This window comes from Duganella sp. Dugasp78 (assembly GCF_059491455.1).
In genome coordinates, this window is record NZ_CP168506.1 from 36,179 (window position 1) to 54,942 (window position 18,764).

The window sequence follows — 18,764 nt, forward strand, 5'->3', positions numbered from 1 at the left end:
CACAATAAACAGCGAGACTTACCGGCCCCTTACGCGCAGACTATTTCGCCACACCCGCTTGCAGGACACCTTGTATCTGCTGGAGCGAAGCTGGATCTTCGATCGCCGTGAGGTCGCCGGGGTTGCGGCCTTCGCAGATGGCCTGGATCGAGCGGCGCAGCAGTTTTCCGGAACGCGTCTTCGGCAACTGCGGCACGAAGTACACGCGCGATGGCCTGGCGACGGCGCCCAGCTGGTGATCGACCACGCCAAGAATCTCGCGCTCCTGCTCCGCGCGCCCCTCCTCGCTGGCGGTGCGTGTCGCGTCCTTGACGATGACGAAGGCAACCGCCACTTGGCCTTTGAGCTTGTCCTCCACGCCCACCACCGCCACCTCGGAAACGTTGGCGTGGCTGGAGATGGATTCCTCGATCTCGCGCGTGCCGAGGCGATGGCCGGCGACGTTGATCACATCGTCCGTGCGGCCGAGGATGAAGTAGTAGCCATCGGCGTCGCGCACGCCCCAGTCGAAGGTCGAGTAGACCTGCTGGCCGTCGAAGGTGGACCAGTAGGTATCGACGAAGCGCTGGTCGTCGCCGTACACGGTCTGCATGCAGCCCGGTGGCAGCGGGCCGTCGATCACCACCACGCCCTTCTCGTTGGCGGCGCATTCTTCGCCGGTCGATTCGTTGAGCAGCTTGACCTTGTAGCCGTACATCGCCACGCCGGGGCTGCCCAGGCGCGTCGGCATGTCCTCGACGCCCTTGGCGATCGACAGGATGGGCCAGCCGGTTTCGGTCTGCCAGTAGTTGTCGATGATGGGCACGCCCAACTCGCCGTGTATCCATTGCGATGTGGTCTCGTCCAGCGGTTCGCCGGCCAGGTACAGCGCGCGCAGCGACGACAGGTCGTACTTGCGCATGAACTCCGGCGGCTGCTTGCGCAGCACGCGGATCGCCGTCGGTGCGGAGAACATGCGCGTGACCTTGTACTTCTCGACGATGCTCCACCAGATGCCCGCGTCCGGGCAGACCGGCAGGCCTTCGTACATGATGGTCGCCATGCCGGCGATCAGCGGGCCGTAGACGATGTAGGAATGGCCGACCACCCAGCCGATGTCGGAGGTGGCGAAGAAGGTCTCGCCGGCCTTGCCGCAGAAGTTGTACTTCATCGACGACGCCAGCGCCACCGCGTAGCCGCCGACGTCGCGCTGCACACCCTTCGGCTTGCCGGTGGTACCGGAGGTGTAGAGGATGTAGGACGGCTCGTTCGATTCCAGCCAGGTCACCGGCACGCGCGCATCCATGTGGGCGGCGCGCAGGCTGGCCCAGTCCTCGTCGCGGCCTGGCACCAGGTCCATCGGCGCCAGGTTGCGATTCACCAGCAGCACCTTGGCCGGCTTGGCGGACGACAGCGAGATCGCTTCGTCCAGCAGGTGCTTATAAGGGATCGCCTTGCCGTTGCGCGAGCCCGCATCGGCGGAGACGATCAGCACCGGCCTGGCGTCATCGATGCGGCTGGCCAGGCTGTTGGCGGCAAAGCCGCCGAACACCACCGAGTGGATCGCGCCGATGCGGGCGCAGGCCAGCATCGCGAACGCCGCCTCGGCGATCATCGGCATGTAGATCAGCACGCGATCGCCACGGCCGACGCCCAGCGCCTGCATCATCGCGGCGCAGCGTTCGACTTCGGTGCGCAGTTCGTTGAAGGAGTAGCTGCGCTCCGTATTGGTTTCGGTGGAAATGGCGATCAGCGCGGGCTGGTCGCCCTGGCTGGCACACCAGCGGTCCACGGCATTGTGGCAAAGGTTAGTCTGTCCGCCGACGAACCACCTGGCGAACGGAGGGTGGGAATAATCCAGCACCTTGGTGCACGGGGCGTTCCAGTCGATGAGCGCTGATTCGTCCTGCCAGAATTGTTCAGGCGTGGCGATAGAGCGCTGATAAAAATCAGCGTATTTCATGTCTCCTCCGTTATCGTGTATTCAGCTTAGAACGTGTCGCCGGGAACCCGTACCCAACCTTCCATCAGCACGCGGGCGCTACGGCTCATGACCGCCTTGGTCACGCTCCATTCGCCGTTCTGCTGCGTCGCTTCCGCGCCGACCCGCAGCGTGCCGGATGGGTGGCCGAAGCGCACCGCATCGCGCGCGCCGCCGCCCGCCGCCAGGTTCACCAGCGTGCCAGGGATCGCCGCGGCGGTGCCGATGGCCACAGCCGCAGTGCCCATCATCGCGTGATGCAGCTTACCCATCGACATGGCGCGTACCAGCAGATCGACATCCGTGGCGGCGACCTGCTTGCCGCTGGAGGACGTGTACGGCGCCGGCTTGGCGACGAAGGCCACCTTGGGCGTGTGCTGGCGCGTGGCCGCATCGTCGATATGCTTGATGAGCCCCATGCGCAGCGCACCGTGCGCACGTATCAGCTCGAAGCGTGCCAGCGCCTTGGGATCGCTGTTGATCGCGTCCTGGAGCTCAGTGCCGAGGTAGCCGATATCTTCCGCGTTGACGAAGATGGTCGGGATGCCGGCGTTGATCATGGTCGCCTTCATGGTGCCGACGCCTGGCACTTCCAGTTCGTCGACCAGTTGGCCGGTGGGGAACATGGAACCGCCTGCGCCCTCTTCCTCCGCCGCCGGGTCCATGAATTCCAGCCGGACTTCGGCAGCCGGGAAGGTCACGCCGTCGAGTTCAAAGTCGCCGGTCTCCTGTACTTCGCCATTGGTCATCGGCACGTGGGCGATGATGGTCTTGCCGATATTGGCCTGCCACACTCGCACCACGGCCACGCCGTCGCGCGGGACGCGGTCTGCGTCCACCAGGCCGCCGCTGATGGCGAAGGCACCGACGGCGGCGGACAGGTTGCCGCAGTTGCCGCTCCAGTCGACGAAGGCCTTGTCGATGGAGACCTGGCCGAACAGGTAGTCGACGTCGTGATCCGGCTTGCTGCTCTTGGCCAGGATCACCGATTTGCTGGTGCTGGAGGTGGCGCCGCCCATGCCGTCGATCTGCTTGCCGTATGGGTCAGGGCTGCCGATCACGCGCAGCAGCAAGGCGTCGCGCGCGGCGCCCGGCTGTTGTGCTGCTGCCGGCAGGTCATGCAGGCGGAAGAACACACCCTTGCTGGTGCCGCCACGCATATACGTGGCGGGGATCTTGATTTGCGGTTTATGTGTCATGACATTCATCCGTTACCGTCACTCCCGCGAAAGCGGGAGTCCATGCTGAGTATGGAGGGAATCCAAGCAATGTGCGGATTCCCGCTTTCGCGGGAATGACGCAGGTTAGGCCGCTTTGGCGGATTCAAGGAAGTCCTGGGCGAAGCGCTGCAGCACGCCGCCCGCTTCGTAGATCGACACTTCTTCCGCCGTATCGAGGCGGCAGATCACCGGCACTTCGACACGCTCGCCGTTGCGGCGGTTAACCACCAGCGTCAGCGTCGAACGCGGCGTGCGCTCGCCGATCACGTCGTAGCTCTCGGTGCCGTCCAGCGCCAGCGTCAGGCGGTTCACGCCCGGCTGGAACTCCAGCGGCAGCACGCCCATGCCGACCAGGTTGGTGCGGTGGATGCGCTCGAAGCCCTCGGCCACGATCGCCTCCACGCCAGCCAGACGCACGCCCTTTGCCGCCCAGTCACGCGACGAACCCTGGCCGTAGTCGGCGCCGGCGATCACGATCAGCGACTGCTTGCGTTCCATGTAAGTCTCAATGGCTTCCCACATGCGGGTCACTTTGCCTTCCGGCTCCACGCGCGCCAGCGAACCGGCTTTGACCTTGCCGTCGGCGTCGCGCACCATTTCGTTCTTCAGCGTCGGATTCGCGAAAGTGGCGCGTTGCGCGGTCAGGTGATCTCCGCGATGGGTGGCGTAGGAGTTGAAGTCCTCTTCCGGCAGGCCCATTTTCGCCAGGTACTCGCCAGCCGCGCTGTTCAACATGATGGCGTTGGACGGCGACAGGTGGTCGGTGGTGATGTTATCGCCAAGGACCGCCAGCGGCAGCATGCCTTTCAGCGGACGCGCACCAGCCAGCGCGCCTTCCCAGTACGGCGGACGGCGGATGTAGGTGGTCTGCGGACGCCAGTCGTACAACGGCTTCACTTTCACGCCGTCGTCTTCCTGCTTGGCGAACATCGGAATATAGACTTTGTTGTATTGCGCAGGCTTGACGCTGGCCGCGACCAGCGCATCGATCTCTTCGTCGGTCGGCCAGATGTCCTTCAGCGTGACCGGTTGGCCGTTGGCGTCGAGGCCCAGAACGTCCTTCTCGATGTCGAAGCGGATCGTGCCGGCGATGGCGTAGGCCACCACCAGCGGCGGCGAAGCCAGGAAGGCCTGTTTGGCGTATGGGTGGATGCGGCCGTCGAAGTTGCGGTTCCCGGACAACACGGCGGTGGCGTACAGGTCGCGGTCGATGACTTCCTTCTGGATCACCGGATCGAGCGCGCCGGACATGCCGTTGCAGGTGGTGCAGGCGTAAGCAACCACGCCAAAGCCCAGCTGCTCCAGCTCCGGCATCAGGCCAGCTTCTTCCAGGTACAGCGTCACGGTCTTGGAGCCGGGCGCCAGAGAGCTTTTCACCCACGGCTTGCGGGTCAGGCCGCGCGCGTTGGCGTTGCGGGCCAGCAGGCCTGCGGCGACCATGTTGCGCGGGTTGTTGGTGTTGGTGCAGCTGGTGATGGCGGCGATGATCACGGCGCCGTCGGGCATCAGGCCAGGCTCGTTCTCCACCACGCCGCTGATGCCGCGCGCGGCCAGCTCGGAGGTCGGCACGCGGTTGTGCGGATTCGACGGGCCGGCGATGGTACGCACCACAGACGACAGGTCGAACTTCAGCACGCGCTCGTATTCGGCGGTCTTCAGGGCTTCGCCCCACAGGCCGGTTTCCTTCGCATAGGTCTCCACCAGCTTGACCAATTCATCATCGCGGCCGGTCAGCTTGAGGTACTTGATAGTTTGCTCGTCGATGTAGAACATCGCGGCGGTGGAGCCGTATTCCGGCGCCATGTTGGAGATGGTCGCGCGGTCGCCAAGCGTCAGGTGCGAAGCGCCTTCGCCGAAGAACTCCAGATAGGACGATACGACCTTCTGCTTGCGCAGGAATTCGGTCAGCGCCAGCACGGTGTCGGTGGCGGTGATGCCGGCTTGCGGCTTGCCGGTCAGCTCGACGCCGATGATGTCCGGTAGCCGCATCCACGATGCGCGGCCCAGCATTACGCTCTCCGCTTCCAGGCCGCCGACGCCGATGGCGATCACGCCCAGTGCATCGACCATCGGAGTATGCGAGTCGGTGCCGACCAGCGTATCCGGGAAGGCCACACCGTCCACCGCTTGAATCACCGGCGACATGCGCTCCAGATTGATCTGGTGCAGGATGCCGTTACCCGGCGGGATCACGTCGACGTTCTTGAACGCCTTCTTGGTCCAGTTGATGAAGTCGAAGCGGTCTTCGTTGCGGCGGTCTTCGATGGCGCGGTTCTTGTCGAAGGCATCGGGATCGAAGCCGCCGCATTCAACGGCCAGCGAGTGGTCCACCACCAGCTGGGTCGGCACCACAGGGTTGACCAGCGCAGGATCGCCGCCTTGCAGCGCGATGGCGTCGCGCAGGCCGGCCAGGTCGACCAGCGCAGTCTGGCCGAGAATATCGTGGCAGACCACGCGCGCGGGGAACCATGGAAAGTCCAGATCGCGCTTGCGCTCGATCAGCTGCGACAGCGAGGCGTTGAGCGTCGCCGGATCGCAGCGACGTACCAGGTTTTCAGCCAGTACGCGCGAGGTGTACGGCAGCTTGGCCCAGGCGCCTGGCTGGATCGCGTCGACAGCGGCACGCGCGTCGAAGTAATCGAGCTTGGTGCCCGGCAGGGATTTGCGGAATTGGGTGTTCATTATTTGCGGTCCTTGATCGGCACAAATTTCAGGTCCTCAGGACCGACGTAGTTCGCGCTTGGACGAATGATCTTGTTGTCGATGCGCTGTTCGATGATGTGCGCGGCCCAGCCGGACGTGCGCGAGATGACGAACAGCGGCGTGAACATCGCGGTCGGCACGCCCATCATGTGGTAGGACACGGCCGAGAACCAGTCCAGGTTCGGGAACATCTTCTTGATGTCCCACATCACGGTTTCGAGGCGCTCGGCGATGTCGAACATCTTCATCGAGCCGGCTTCCTGCGACAGCTTACGCGCCACTTCCTTGATGACGACGTTGCGCGGGTCGGAGATGGTGTACACCGGATGGCCGAAGCCGATCACCACTTCCTTGTTGGCGACGCGGTTGCGGATGTCCGCTTCGGCTTCGTCGGCGTTTTCGTAGCGCTTCTGGATCTCGAAGGCGAATTCGTTGGCGCCGCCGTGCTTAGGGCCGCGCAGCGCGCCGATCGCGCCGGTAATGGCGGAATGGATGTCCGAACCCGTGCCGGCGATGACGCGGCTGGTGAAGGTGGAGGCGTTGAACTCGTGTTCCGCGTACAGGATCAGCGAGGTGTGCATCGCCTGTACCCAGCTTTCGGATGGCTTCTCGCCGTGCAGCAGGTGCAGGAAATGGCCGCCGATGGAGTCGTCGTCGGTCTCCACGTCGATGCGCTTGCCGTTATGGCTGAAGTGGTACCAGTACAGCAGCATCGAGCCGAAGGAGGCCATCAGGCGGTCGGCGATGTCGCGCGCGCCGGGGACATTGTGGTCGTCCTTTTCCGGCAGCGTGCAGCCCAGCACCGAGACGCCGGTGCGCATCACGTCCATCGGATGCGCCGACGCAGGCAGTGCTTCCAGCGCGGACTTCAGCGCTTGCGGCAGGCCGCGCAGCGAGCGCAGTTTGGCTTTGTAGCCTTTCAGTTCGGCGGCGGTCGGCAGTTTGCCGTGCACCAGCAGGTAAGCGATTTCCTCGAATTCGCAGGTGCTGGCGACGTCCAGGATGTCGTAGCCGCGATAGTGCAGATCGTTGCCGGTTTTGCCGACGGAGCACAGTGCGGTATTACCAGCGGTGACGCCGGACAGGGCGACGGATTTTTTTGGTTTGAAGGTAGCTTCGGTCATTTAAGTCTCCAGTGAGCCCGTCATTCCCGCGCAGGCGGGAATCCATGCTGAGCGTGACTGCACGCGTTCCATGGGTTCCCGCCTTCGCGGGAACGACGGTGGTGGCAAATTATTTCTTCTGTGCGGCGAACAGGGCATCCAGTTTCTGCTCGAAGCTGTGGTAGTTGATGCGTTCATACAGTTCGGCGCGGGTTTGCATGGTGTCGACCACGTTCTGCTGCGTGCCGTCGCGGCGGATCGCGCCGTAGACGTTTTCCGCAGCCTTGTTCATCGCGCGGAACGCGGACAAGGGATACAGCACCAAGCCCACATCGGCGCCGCGCAGTTCGTCCACGGTGAACAGCGGCGTCGAGCCGAATTCGGTGATATTGGCCAGCACCGGCACTTTGACGGCGGCAGCGAATTTTTTGTACATATCGAGGCTGATCATCGCCTCCGGGAAGATCATGTCGGCGCCGGCTTCGACGCAGGCCACGGCGCGTTCGATCGCGGCGTCCAGGCCTTCGACGGCCAGCGCGTCGGTGCGGGCCATGATGACGAAGTTCTCGTCGGTGCGCGCATCGACGGCGGCGGCGATACGGTCGACCATCTCCTGCTTGGTGACGATTTCCTTGCCCGGACGGTGGCCGCAGCGCTTGGCGCCGACCTGGTCTTCGATGTGCATCGCGGCGGCGCCAAACTTGATCATGGACTTGACGGTGCGCGCCACGTTGAAGGCGGAAGCGCCAAAGCCGGTGTCGACGTCGACCAGCAGCGGCAGGTCGCACACGTCGGTGATGCGGCGCACGTCGGTCAGCACGTCATCCAGGTTGGAGATGCCCAGGTCCGGCAGGCCGAGCGAACCCGCCGCCACGCCGCCACCCGACAGGTAGATCGCCTTGAAGCCGGCGCGCTTGGCCAGCAGGGCGTGATTGGCGTTGATCGCGCCGACCACCTGCAATGGGGATTCTTCTTGTACGGCTTTGCGGAACGCGGCGCCTGCGGAGTATGAACTCATGTTATGACCTTTCAATGTTGCAGTGAAGTTGGGCTATCTAGTGCAAGGGGCATGCCAGATAGTCACCCTATATAAATCAACCACTTAGGCTTTCACCATGTTTCAAATACGTTTCACTTTGAAACAGCGAAACATATGAACTACAATTGAAACATGCGCCATTCCACGCCCCTGCCCTTCGACGCCAGCGACAAACCCGTGATCTGGACGGTGTCCGTCTCGCGCCTGTACGACCTGTTCCGCGACATCACACTGGAATACGACGACCTGGCCACCATCGAACCGATCAACCTCGGCTTCGACGAGGCGGCGCGCCACATCCGCGAACGCATGGCCACCGAGCGCTGCGACGCCGTCATCGCCGCCGGCTCCAACGCGGCCTATCTGAAAGGCCGGCTGTCGGTGCCGGTGGTGATCGCCAAGTTCAGCGGCTTCGACGTGATGCAGGCCCTGGCGCGGGCGCGCCGCGTGTCGGACCGCATCGGCATCGTCACCTATCAGGAGCGCCTGCCGGAGCTGGCCGAATTCGCCGGCACCTTCGGCTTCGACGTCGAGCAGCGCACCTACGCGACGGAGGAAGACGCGCGCGCCCAGATCAACGACCTGAAAGCGGCAGGCATCAGGGCCATCGTCGGCGCCGGCCTGATTACCGACCTGGCCGAGGAAGCAGGACTGACCGGCATATTCGTCTACTCCGCCGCCTCGATCCGCCACGCCTTCGACGACGCGCTGGAGATGGCGCGGCTGGCGCAGCTCGAATCGAACCGCAGCCGCACACGCGGCGCCGTGGTGGCGGACACGCTGCGCGCCAAGCACGGCATCAACGACCTGCGCGGCGATTCCGACGCGATGGAGGCGCTGCGCCAATCCGTCGTGCTGTACGCGAAATCCCCGGCGACCGTGCTGATACAAGGCGAAACCGGCTGCGGCAAGGAACTGGTGGCGCAAGCCATCCATCGCGAGAGCCCGCGCACGCTGGGCCAGAACCGGCCTTTCGTCGCCGTCAACTGCGGCGCCATCGCGGAATCGCTGCTGGAGTCCGAGCTGTTCGGCCACGAGGAAGGCGCCTTCACCGGCGCGCGGCGCGGCGGCCACGCGGGCCTGTTCGAGGCGGCCAACCGCGGCACGCTGTTCCTCGACGAGATAGGCGAAATGCCTCTGACGCTGCAAACCCGTTTGCTGCGCGTGCTGGAAGAGCGCGAGGTGGTGCGGGTGGGCGGCACGCGGCCGATCGCCGTCAACGTGCGCATCATCAGCGCCACCCACTGCGACCTTGAGCAGCGCGTGCGCGAAGGCCGCTTCCGCGCCGACCTGTTCTACCGGCTGGCGGTGCTGCGCCTGTCGCTGCCGCCGCTGCGCGCGCGGCAGGACGACGTGATGACGCTGGCCGAATGGTCGCTGAAGAACGCGCTGGCCTCGCTGGGCGCGCGTCCGCATCCCAACTTGCATGCCGAGATGGCGACCTGCGCGCCGCTGCTGCAGCGCTACGACTGGCCCGGCAACGTGCGCGAACTGCGCAATCTGACTGAGCGCCTGGCGCTGTTCCTGGCCGCCGAGCCCCTGCAGGCCTTGACACCGGCCTTCGTCCTGAGCGTGGCGCCGGAGCTGGCGACGCGCACCATCGCCCTGCCCGTCGCCGGCGCCCATGCCAATGCCGGCGCGACGTCCATGCCGCCCGTCGCGCAGCGCCCGGCGGCCGAAAGCATCGCAGCCGTGCTGGCCCGCTTCGGCGGCCGCCGGGATGCGGCGGCGGATTACCTGGGCATCAGCCGCACCACCCTGTGGCGCAAACTGCGCGCCGAAACCGGCGAGTGAGGCCGGGAGAACAGACAACTACCGTTCATCCTTTCAAAAAAACCGCTCATCCAGTAGTCGTCGCCGGTGCGATGCCGGTTCGATAGCATGGCCTCACTTAATCACAACAACGGAGGTCAACATGCCACGCTCGCTCATCCAACGTATCGCCACCATCGCCGCCAGCCTGGCGCTGGCTTACGCCGCTGCACCGGCCGTTGCCGCCGGCGCAGCCCACCCTGCCTTCAAGGTCGAAGTGACCGGCAAGGGCGAACCTGTGATCCTGATCCCCGGCCTGGCCTCGTCCGGCGAAGTGTGGAACGGCACCGTCGCCCACTATTGCGGCAACCGCCAGTGCCACGTTGTCACGCTGGCCGGATTTGCCGGCGTACCCGCCGTCGAAGGCCCGCTGCTGCCGGCCGTGGAGCAGCAACTGAGCGACTACATCGCCGCCAATAAATTCGATCATCCCATTGTCATCGGCCATAGCCTCGGCGGCTTCCTGGGGATGAAGCTGGCCGTCGACCATCCCGACCAAGTGGGCCGCCTGGTCATCGTCGACACCCTGCCGGCGCTGGCAGCGGTCCAGATGCCCAGCATTACCGGCCCGCAGATGAAGGAAATGGCGGCCGGCTTGCGGACCCGCATGGAGTCCATGGACGCGGAAACCAAACGCACCAGCCAGATGAAAACGCTGCACTCCATGATCACCAAGCAGGAAGATATCGACCGTGTCGCAGCTTGGGGCAAGCAATCCGACCCGGCCACGATCACCAATGCGATGGTCGAGATGATGAGCGAGGACTTGCGCACTGAAGTGAGCCGCATCAAGGCACCGACACTGGTGCTGGGCTCCTGGATCGCCTACAAGGACTACGGCACCAAGCCGATTTTCGAGCAGATGTACAAGAGCCAGTACCAGCAGCTGCCCAACGTCAAAGTGGAGCTGGCGGACAACGCCCGCCACTTCATCATGTACGACGATCCGGCTTGGATGTATGATCGCATCGATAACTTTTTGAAATAAGCCCATCATGACCAATGACCGTCCACTGCTCGCGCGCCTGAACTGGTACTGGCTGTTCCAGCTGGCGGGCTGGCTGTTCCTGCCGCTGCTGCTGATCGCCATGACGCCGGGCGACAGCCACACCGGGCGCATGATCGCCATTTCGTTCTGGGGCGTGGCGGCCGGGCTGGCGATTTCGGATACCTGGCACCGGCTGCTCAAGCGCCAGATTCGCAACGGCGTGCGGGTCAGCTGGAAGATGATGATGGTGGCCATCCTGATCCTGGGGACCATCCATACCGGCGTGCAGACGGTCGGCTACCTGGTCATCAAGCCTTTCGGCGAGGTCCACGGCGTGTACTGGGTGCCGGGCGCGCTGATGTTCTGGTGGGGGGTTTATCTGGTGTGGAACACCTTCTACATGGCGGTGCTGTCGCTGCGCCGCGCCAATCGCTTCGAGCAGGAGGCGCTGAGGCTGGAGATCAGCGCCAAGGACGCCGAGCTGCGCGCCCTGCAGGCGCAGGTCAACCCGCACTTTTTCTTCAACAGCATGAACAGCGTGCGCGCCCTGATCTACGAGGACCAGGACTCCGCCGCGCAGATGATCGACCAGCTGGCCAGCGTGATGCGCTACGCGCTGCAATCGGGCCAGCACGACACTGTGCCGCTGGCGGCGGAAATGGAAGCCGTGCAGGCCTATCTGGCGATTGAAAAAATCCGCTTCGAAGAACGCATGCGGGTCAGCGTGGAGATCGGACTGGGACTGGAGCAGGTGCGCATTCCGCCGATGTCCTTGCAGACGCTGGTGGAAAACGCCGTCAAGTACGGCGTCGAGGCCAGCCCCACCGGCAGCGAGATCCGTATCCGCGCACAGCGCATGGACGACGGCAAGATCCACATCGAGATCGCCAACCTGGGCGCGATCCTGCCGTTTGCGAATTCCACCAAGGTTGGCCTGGTCAACACCCGCAAGCGTTTGGCGCTGGCGCTGGGTTCCAACGCCAGCCTGGATCTGACTGAAAACAGTGGCTGGGTACGCGCCACGATGACCTTACCGGAGGCCGCCTGATGCGCGCACTGCTGATCGACGACGAACGCCTGGCGCGCGCAGAACTGCGCCGTTTGCTGGCGGCGCACCCTGAAGTGGAAATCGTCGGCGAGGCCGTCAACGCGGCCGACGGCATCCAGCAGATCGCCGCGCTCAGGCCGGACCTGGTGTTCCTCGACGTGCAGATGCCGGGCGGTAGCGGCTTCGACATGCTGGCCGCGCTGGAGGAAGCGCCGGAGGTGATCTTCACCACGGCGTTCGACCAGTACGCGTTGCAGGCCTTCGAAGTCAACGCGCTGGACTATCTGCAAAAACCGATCCAGGCGGCGCGCATGGCGGCGGCCCTGCAGCGCTGTTCGCTGCGTCACAGCCGCGCGCTGGCATATGCGGCGGCGGGTATTCCGGCGGTGGCGCCGACAGCGGCCAAGAAGCTGTTCATCAAGGACGGCGAGCGATGCTGGTTTGTCGGCTTGCAGGACGTCAGGCTGTTCGAATCGGACGGCAATTACACGCGCGTCTACTTCGACGATAACAAGCCGCTGATGCTGCGCTCACTGAACCAGCTGGAAGAGCGGCTGGACCCGCAACGCTTCTTCCGCGCCAGCCGGCGCCACATCGTCAACCTGGACTACGTCGACCAGGTCACGCCCAACGACGCCGGCGGCCTCGATCTGCTGTTGCGCGACGACCTCGAAGTCGAAGTCTCCCGCCGCCGTGCCGCCCAGTTCAAAAGCCTGGCCAGCCTCTAAAAACCGGAGGGGGTCAAGTCTGACATTCGGACACGAGCACAACCGTAAACCGTCGTTGCGGTTGTGCTCGTGTCCGAATGTCAGACTTGACCCCCGATGTAAAGCTACGTTCGCAATGCCTCGGCGGGCACCATGCGCATGGCGATCCAGGTGTGGCGGGCGATGGCGACGAGGGCGATGGCCAGCGTCAGCGATAAGGCAAACAGCAAGGTCCAGTAGCCTATCGGCGCGTGTTCGACATAGCCCGACAGGTAACGGCGTATCGCGATCACCGCCACCGGCAAGGCGATCACCGCCGCCGCCAGCACCAGCGCGCCGATTTCCCGCACCACCAGCAGGCCGATGTCGGCGCCGCGCGCGCCATGCAGCTTGCGCATGACGATCTCCCTGGCGCGCCGCTGCACCGTGTTCGCCGACAGCACATAGGTGCCGAAGGCGGCGATCGCCAGCGCGATGCCGGTGGCGACCGACATCAACTTGGCCAGGCGCGCGTCGTCGGCATAATTGGCCGCCAGTACATCGCCGGCGCGAACGATCTTGGGGATCGCATCCGGGAAGAAGCTGGCCCACAACGCCTGCGCGCTGCGCTCGACGGCTGCCGGATCGCTCGACGCCCGCACGCTCAACACCGTCCCCGCGGTCCACAGTTCGTAGGCCGTGGCACCGGGCGCATCGCGCAGCGAATGGAATCTCAGATCAGGAGCGATGCCGACTATCCGCTTGGAGATCACCTTATTGTCAAAACCCTTGAACAGCACGGTCTGGCCGATGGCCGCTTCGGCATTGTCGTAACCCAGCTTGCGCACTGCGACCATATTCAGCACCACCGGTACCCGGTCGTCCTCCTTGTCGACAGCGGCCTGGAACAGGCGGCCGGCCAGCGGCGCTATGCCATACAACTCGAAGAAGTTCGCGCTGACTGACTTCATCTCCATGATCGCGCTCTCGCCACCGGGGCGCTTGAGTTCATGGGTCCAGATCCAATCGAGCCGGCCCACCGGGTCTTCCGATATCGCGACACCCTCCACGCCTGGCTGCGCCATGAGGGTCGAGTAGAAGCGCCGCGCCTTCTCGCTGTCCTTGACCCGCTCCGGCATATCGACGATAACGAACGGCGACGTATCGAAGCCTGGCGACGCATGCATCGCATAGCGCGTTTGCCACACCATCGCGATCGTCACGCTGGCAAAACCCATCGCGACCGACACCTGCAGCACCGTCAACGCGCGCCGCCATTGCATGCTGGCGCGGGACTCAGCGTCGGGACGGCCTGCCAGCACCTGCGTCGGATGCACGCGCAGCGCGACCCATGCCGGGTAGATCGCCGTCAGCGCGCCCAGCAAACCGCCTATGCCGAATGCGGCGACAATATTCTGCAACGAGAACAGGCCATCCAGCTGGCGGTTGACCAGTTGCGAGAAGACCGGCAGCGCAAGCCAGGCCAGCATCAGTCCGAGCGCGGTGGCTATCATCGCCACCAGCAGCGATTCGAGCAGGAACAACAGCATGAGCTGCCCCACGCCAGCGCCGAGCACCTTGCGCATCGCCACCTCGCGCTGGCGGCGCAGCACGCGCACCATGCTCAGGTTGACGTAGTTGATCGCCGCCATGACCAGGATCAGCAGCGCAAGCGCCGCCAGGCCTGCGACCAGCACCGGATTGGCGCGGTCGCCAGGCGCGGACAAAAAACTGTTCTGCATCTTGTAGTCGAAGTAGGCATCGCGCAGCGGCGACATGGTGAGTTCTATCGCCTTGCGCTTGCCAAGACGCGCACGCGTCTCCGGCGGGAAGTTCTGCATGCTCGGCGCGGTGTCCACCACTTTCTGCAGGCGGTCGACGATCGCCTGCAGCGAAGCGCCGGGCTGCACGCGTATCAGCATCTTGCCCATCCAGCCATGCTCGCCGGTCATCATCTCGTGCCGGATATCCGGCCCCGCCACGACCGAGTTGACGCCGAAAATCACTTCGAACGGGATCGTCGTGTTGGCCGGCGGCGTCGGCACCACGGCGCCTACCTGCACGGTGTTCCCTTCAGCCAGCATGGTGCGGCCCACCGCATTGGCCGTACCGAACAAACGCAACGCACCGGCCTCGGTGACGACAAAGCGATCAGGCTTGTCCAGCGCATCCGCCAGGTTGCCCTGCACCGCGCGCAGTCCGAGCATCTCCGTAAAGCCTGGCATGACGGTCAGGCCGCGCACCGCGAAGATGCTGCGGTTGACCCGCACCGTCAGCGGCGTGATCTCCGGCCGTGCCGGGATATAGAGCGCAGCGTCGGCCACGCCCGACGTCTTCAGCGCGGGCTCGCGCAGCAGCATGGGCACCACATCCTGCAACGGCGACGTGGGATCCACATTGAAATGCTGCTTGACGACGTAGACCTTGTCCACATCCGGAAAATGGGCATCGTACTCCATCGAGTAACGCACAAAGCCAAGCAGCAGCAGGCACGCGGCCAGGCCGGCGCCAAGCCCCAGCACCACCGCCAGCGTGTAGGCCGGCTCCTGTACCAGCGCGCGCCAGCCAATGCGAAAGTCTCTTAGCTTCATGTGGTCGAAAATCCGTGGTTGGAAAACCCATAGCGTTTGCAACATCCATGCCACGGTTGCTCAGGCGCTTGCAAGGCCGCTTTCGAGCGGCCGCTGTCCGGAAGCGGACGTTATGGCTGTTCACTTCCGAACACTTTGCTTATCTCAGCGCGGGGATGGTTTGCGGCTGGTAGGCCTTGATCGGCTGCGCCTTCAGCTTCTTGTCCAGCAGGTCCAGCGCCACTTCCAGCTGGCGGTCCTGGCCTTGATACGTTGCATGCGGCGGGTTTTCCACCTCCACGTCCGGCGACACGCCTACGCCTTCGATCAGCCATTGGCCGTCGGCCGTGTTGAACTGGCCGTTTTCGGCCACGCGCGCCATGCCGTTGTCGCTCAGGCGGTTGCTATCGCTGAGCCAGACGCCGGCGCCCGCCGTGCGCTTGCCGACCAGCGGCGCCAGTCCCAGCGCCTTGATGCCGGCCGCGAAGGTCTCGCCGTCCGAATACGTGTATTCGTCCACCAGCACCACCAGGTGACCGCGGAAGGTGTTCTGCATATTCGGCGCGGGCAGCGCCCCCGGCGACGACCAGAAGGCCCAGGCCTTGCGCAGCAGCTTCTCGATCACCCAGCTGTCGATATTGCCGCCGTTGTTGCGGCGCACGTCGATGATCAGGCCTTCGCGGTTGACATTGGCGTAGAAGTCGCGCGCGAACGAGGCGATGTCGCGCGCTCCCATGGCGCGCAGATGCAGGTAGCCGATGCGGCCCTTGGACGCGGCGTCCACCTGGCGCGCGCGGCTCTGCTCCCAGTCGCTGTAGCGCAGGCTGGCCTGCTTCGCCATGTTGACCGGCGTGACGATCACCGAGCGTGCAGCGTCACCCTTGCCTTCCTTGCGCTTCACTTGCAGCAGCATCTGCTTGTCGGCCTGGTTCAGCAGCAGGTCGGCGATGTCGCGCGCCTCCAGCACCGGCTTGCCGTTGACGGCAGTGATGACGTCGCCCTCCTTCACGTCCACGTCCGGCTGCAGCAGCGGGCCGCGTTCGGACGGCAGCTCCGGTTCGCTGCGGTAGACATGATCGACGCGGTAGCCGTCGGCGCCGCGCGTGAGCAGCGCGCCCAGGCCGGCCGGCGAGCCTTCCGGCGCCGGCCGACGCAACTCGCCGGGGGCGACCTGCGAGTGCAGCGCGCCGACTTCGCTGATCATCATGCCCAGCACGTCGTTCAGTTCCGCGCGGTCGGTCACGCGCTCGACCAGCGGCGCGTACTTGGTGCGCACGCTGGTCCAGTTCACGCCGCGCATCTTGGCGTCGTACAGGAAGTCGCGGTGCATGCGCCAGGCGTCGTTGAACATCTGTGTCCATTCCAGGCGCGGATTGGAGGTGAAGGTCCAGTCGTCCACCTTGACCTTGGCCTTGGAGACGTCCGCCGGCGCCTTGGCGCCCGCCTCCACCACCAGCATGTCGCCGGCGCCGCCGGCGGAGAACGTGCGGTAGTACAGGTGCTTCTTGTCGAAGGCCAGGTCGTATTCGCGCACGCCGCTGACGAAGACTTCCGGCTGCGGGCCGTTGGCGGCGATCGCCAGCGTTTTCAGGTTGGCCTTGCCGTCGCTGCCATCGACGTCGAGGAAGTACAGGCGCTTCTCGTCGAGTTGCAGGTCGCGGTAGTTACCGGCGGCCAGCGGCACTTCGTACAGCCGGTCCGCCAGTCCCGCATAGACGATGGCCGGCAGCGCCTTGCCGGTTTTCTTTTCCGGCACGGCCTTGGCCACGGCTTTTTCCACCGCCTTCTCCGCAGCCTGCTCGACGGCTTTTTCCGCCGCGCCCTCGGCCGGCTTGTCGCCCGGCTTGTTCAGTTCATCGTCCGGCTTGAACGGGAAGCGGTTGCCCGGCTGGAGCGCCAGCGCATACACGACGGTGCGTTTGTCGAACACCGGCCCCATGTTGCGGTCGCCCCAGGGCGAGCCATTCGCCAGCTGGAAGTTGCGGGCCGAGAGGAAGTACAGCCATTTGCCATCCGGCGAAAACGCCGGCGAGACCGAATGGTAACGGTCGCCGGTGATGAAGGCCAGCTGCTTCGATTCGAGGTTGTACAGGCCGATCTGGTTGCGCTGCTCGGTGCTGGTGACGCGCACCAGCGCCAGGTTCCTGCTGTCGCCGGACCACAGGACGTCGCCGTGCCGGTCGGAGCCGGCCTTGCTGCCGTCGTCGATGACGGTGTTGGCCTTGGTGGCCAGGTCCAGCAACCACAGGCGGCCCTTCTTGTCGGTGTGGGCCAGCCAGCGGCCGTCCGGCGATGGATACAGGTGCCAGCGGTGGCTGTTGCCGTCCCTGGTCAGCTGCTCGCCCTTGCCGGAACCGTCGGCGGCGAATTTCCAGATTTCGTTTTCGCCGGTGCTGTCGACGATGGCGTAGACCCATTTGTCGTCGTGGCTGAACACGGCCTCGCGGGCGCGCGCGCCTTCCGGCACGGCGATCTCCACGCGGCGCTGGGAGCCGGTGCCGGCCACGCTGACGCGGCCGCGTGCGGTCAGCACCAGGCGCTCGTTCTTGCCGGAGATTTGCACGTTGGTCAGGTTCTCCAGCGGCGAGCGGATCTGGCGGGCGCGCTGCTGGTCGAAGTCGGAGACCAGGCTGATGGCCAGCTGTTCATCCCTGGCCGCGGCCAGGTCCAGCACATGCAGGTCGGCGCCCAGCTGATAGACGATGCGGCCGTCGCCCAGCGCGGCGTTGCGCACGTCCCAGTCGGTGTGGCTGGTCAGCTGGCGCGGATCGCTGCCGTCCGCCGCCATCGACCACAGGTTGTCGGAGCCGCCACGGTCGCTGATGAAGTAGAGGCGGCCCTGCCACCACATGGGGCGCTTGTTGTTGCCGGCGTCGTCGGCCAGCAGCGGCACGGCTTCCGCGGTGCCGGCCAGGTCGTAGCGCCACAGCCGCGCATGGGCGCCGCCGCGATAGCGCTTGACGTTGTCGCTGGTGAGCGCCAGGCCGTTGCGGGTGAAGTACAGCGTCTTGCCGGCGTCGTCGAGCACGGCGTCGTTGGCGTCGGCCACGGCGAATACGCGGCGTTGCAGGTCGTCCGGCTTGACCGCCGCGATGACGTTGTTGCGCGACGGGCCTTTGCTGTCCAGCGTGGTGACCAGCACTTCGCCCTGCGCGGTCCAGCCCAGCACATTCACCGCGCTGTTCTCGAAGGTGACGCGCTTGGGCAGGCCGCCGGCCACCGGCATCACATAGGCTTCCTGCCCGCCTTCGTAGGAGGCCGAGAAGGCGATCCACTTGCCGTCGTGCGAGATGGCGGCGTTGGTTTCGGCGGCCGGGTGGGTGGTCAGGCGCTGCGCGGGTCCGCCGTGGACGCCGGTCTTCCACAGGTCGCCCTCGGCGGTGAAGACCACAGCGTCGCCGCGGATGGCGGGGTATCGGTAGTAGGCGTCGGTGGCGGAGGCGGTGCCGGTGAGCAGGCCGGCGGACAGGAACATCAGGGAAAGCGGGCGTGACAGGGTCATGGGACAGTTTCAATGTTTGTCAAATGGAACGACAATTCTGGCACAGCTTGAACATAAACTGGATAATGCTTTTTTCACCCCGTATGCTTTTAGCGATATGGCAGGTGCGCCGCTTAGGGGTCTGACCCCGTAC

11 protein-coding genes are annotated in these 18,764 nt (G+C 64.9%); 4 read left to right on the top strand and 7 right to left on the bottom strand.

Going from position 1 to position 18,764, the window contains the following annotated elements:
* Nucleotides 1-40 precede the first annotated feature (40 nt).
* From ACEN9O_RS00175 to prpB, 5 genes are all read right to left on the bottom strand, one after another.
* Complete coding sequence (locus ACEN9O_RS00175; protein WP_495615660.1) at nucleotides 41-1,942, bottom strand: propionate--CoA ligase; 1,902 nt, start codon at nucleotides 1,940-1,942, stop codon at nucleotides 41-43.
* Nucleotides 1,943-1,968: 26 nt separating this feature from the next.
* Nucleotides 1,969-3,159, bottom strand: coding sequence for a 2-methylaconitate cis-trans isomerase PrpF (prpF, locus tag ACEN9O_RS00180; protein ID WP_495615661.1), 1,191 nt, complete (start codon nucleotides 3,157-3,159; stop codon nucleotides 1,969-1,971).
* A 105-nt stretch (nucleotides 3,160-3,264) separates the two neighbouring features.
* Nucleotides 3,265-5,862 carry a Fe/S-dependent 2-methylisocitrate dehydratase AcnD gene (gene acnD / locus ACEN9O_RS00185; protein WP_495615662.1) on the bottom strand — a complete coding sequence of 866 codons (2,598 nt, stop codon included), beginning with the start codon at nucleotides 5,860-5,862 and terminating at the stop codon, nucleotides 3,265-3,267.
* Nucleotides 5,862-7,007 carry a bifunctional 2-methylcitrate synthase/citrate synthase gene (prpC, locus tag ACEN9O_RS00190; protein WP_020705638.1) on the bottom strand — a complete coding sequence of 382 codons (1,146 nt, stop codon included), beginning with the start codon at nucleotides 7,005-7,007 and terminating at the stop codon, nucleotides 5,862-5,864. Before prpC ends, acnD begins: the two co-directional genes overlap by 1 nt.
* 109 nt (nucleotides 7,008-7,116) lie before the next feature.
* Nucleotides 7,117-8,004, bottom strand: a complete 888-nt coding sequence (gene prpB / locus ACEN9O_RS00195; RefSeq protein ID WP_495615663.1) for a methylisocitrate lyase — start codon at nucleotides 8,002-8,004, stop codon at nucleotides 7,117-7,119.
* A gap of 153 nt (nucleotides 8,005-8,157) precedes the next feature.
* Between prpB and prpR the strand changes: the two genes are divergently transcribed.
* From prpR to ACEN9O_RS00215, 4 genes are all read left to right on the top strand, one after another.
* On the top strand, nucleotides 8,158-9,819 hold the full coding sequence (gene prpR, locus ACEN9O_RS00200; RefSeq protein WP_495615664.1) for a propionate catabolism operon regulatory protein PrpR: 1,662 nt from the start codon (nucleotides 8,158-8,160) through the stop codon (nucleotides 9,817-9,819).
* Between the two features lie 121 nt (nucleotides 9,820-9,940).
* Nucleotides 9,941-10,825 (top strand): alpha/beta fold hydrolase, encoded by an 885-nt coding sequence (locus ACEN9O_RS00205; RefSeq protein ID WP_495615665.1) that lies wholly within the window; start codon nucleotides 9,941-9,943, stop codon nucleotides 10,823-10,825.
* 7 nt (nucleotides 10,826-10,832) lie between these two features.
* Nucleotides 10,833-11,873, top strand: coding sequence for a sensor histidine kinase (locus ACEN9O_RS00210; protein ID WP_495615666.1), 1,041 nt, complete (start codon nucleotides 10,833-10,835; stop codon nucleotides 11,871-11,873).
* On the top strand, nucleotides 11,873-12,601 hold the full coding sequence (locus ACEN9O_RS00215; RefSeq protein ID WP_495615667.1) for a LytR/AlgR family response regulator transcription factor: 729 nt from the start codon (nucleotides 11,873-11,875) through the stop codon (nucleotides 12,599-12,601). The genes ACEN9O_RS00210 and ACEN9O_RS00215 overlap by 1 nt, the downstream gene beginning before the upstream one ends.
* Before the next feature lie 104 nt (nucleotides 12,602-12,705).
* Here the strand turns inward: ACEN9O_RS00215 and ACEN9O_RS00220 are convergent, their stop codons facing one another.
* Together ACEN9O_RS00220 and ACEN9O_RS00225 are read right to left on the bottom strand one after the other, a co-directional pair.
* Complete coding sequence (locus ACEN9O_RS00220) at nucleotides 12,706-15,150, bottom strand: ABC transporter permease (RefSeq protein ID WP_495615668.1); 2,445 nt, start codon at nucleotides 15,148-15,150, stop codon at nucleotides 12,706-12,708.
* Nucleotides 15,151-15,289: 139 nt separating this feature from the next.
* Complete coding sequence (locus ACEN9O_RS00225) at nucleotides 15,290-18,631, bottom strand: S41 family peptidase (RefSeq protein WP_495615669.1); 3,342 nt, start codon at nucleotides 18,629-18,631, stop codon at nucleotides 15,290-15,292.
* Nucleotides 18,632-18,764 lie beyond the last annotated feature (133 nt).

Bases quoted from the DNA above. Each gene is read 5' to 3' on its own strand.
- ACEN9O_RS00205 (WP_495615665.1), top strand. From the start codon at position 9,941: ATGCCACGCTCGCTCATCCAACGTATCGCCACCATCGCCGCCAGCCTG.
- ACEN9O_RS00225 (WP_495615669.1), bottom strand. From the start codon at position 18,631: ATGACCCTGTCACGCCCGCTTTCCCTGATGTTCCTGTCCGCCGGCCTG.
- prpR (WP_495615664.1), top strand. From the start codon at position 8,158: ATGCGCCATTCCACGCCCCTGCCCTTCGACGCCAGCGACAAACCCGTG.
- ACEN9O_RS00210 (WP_495615666.1), top strand. From the start codon at position 10,833: ATGACCAATGACCGTCCACTGCTCGCGCGCCTGAACTGGTACTGGCTG.
- ACEN9O_RS00175 (WP_495615660.1), bottom strand. From the start codon at position 1,942: ATGAAATACGCTGATTTTTATCAGCGCTCTATCGCCACGCCTGAACAA.
- prpF (WP_495615661.1), bottom strand. From the start codon at position 3,159: ATGACACATAAACCGCAAATCAAGATCCCCGCCACGTATATGCGTGGC.
- prpB (WP_495615663.1), bottom strand. From the start codon at position 8,004: ATGAGTTCATACTCCGCAGGCGCCGCGTTCCGCAAAGCCGTACAAGAA.
- ACEN9O_RS00220 (WP_495615668.1), bottom strand. From the start codon at position 15,150: ATGAAGCTAAGAGACTTTCGCATTGGCTGGCGCGCGCTGGTACAGGAG.
- ACEN9O_RS00215 (WP_495615667.1), top strand. From the start codon at position 11,873: ATGCGCGCACTGCTGATCGACGACGAACGCCTGGCGCGCGCAGAACTG.
- prpC (WP_020705638.1), bottom strand. From the start codon at position 7,007: ATGACCGAAGCTACCTTCAAACCAAAAAAATCCGTCGCCCTGTCCGGC.
- acnD (WP_495615662.1), bottom strand. From the start codon at position 5,862: ATGAACACCCAATTCCGCAAATCCCTGCCGGGCACCAAGCTCGATTAC.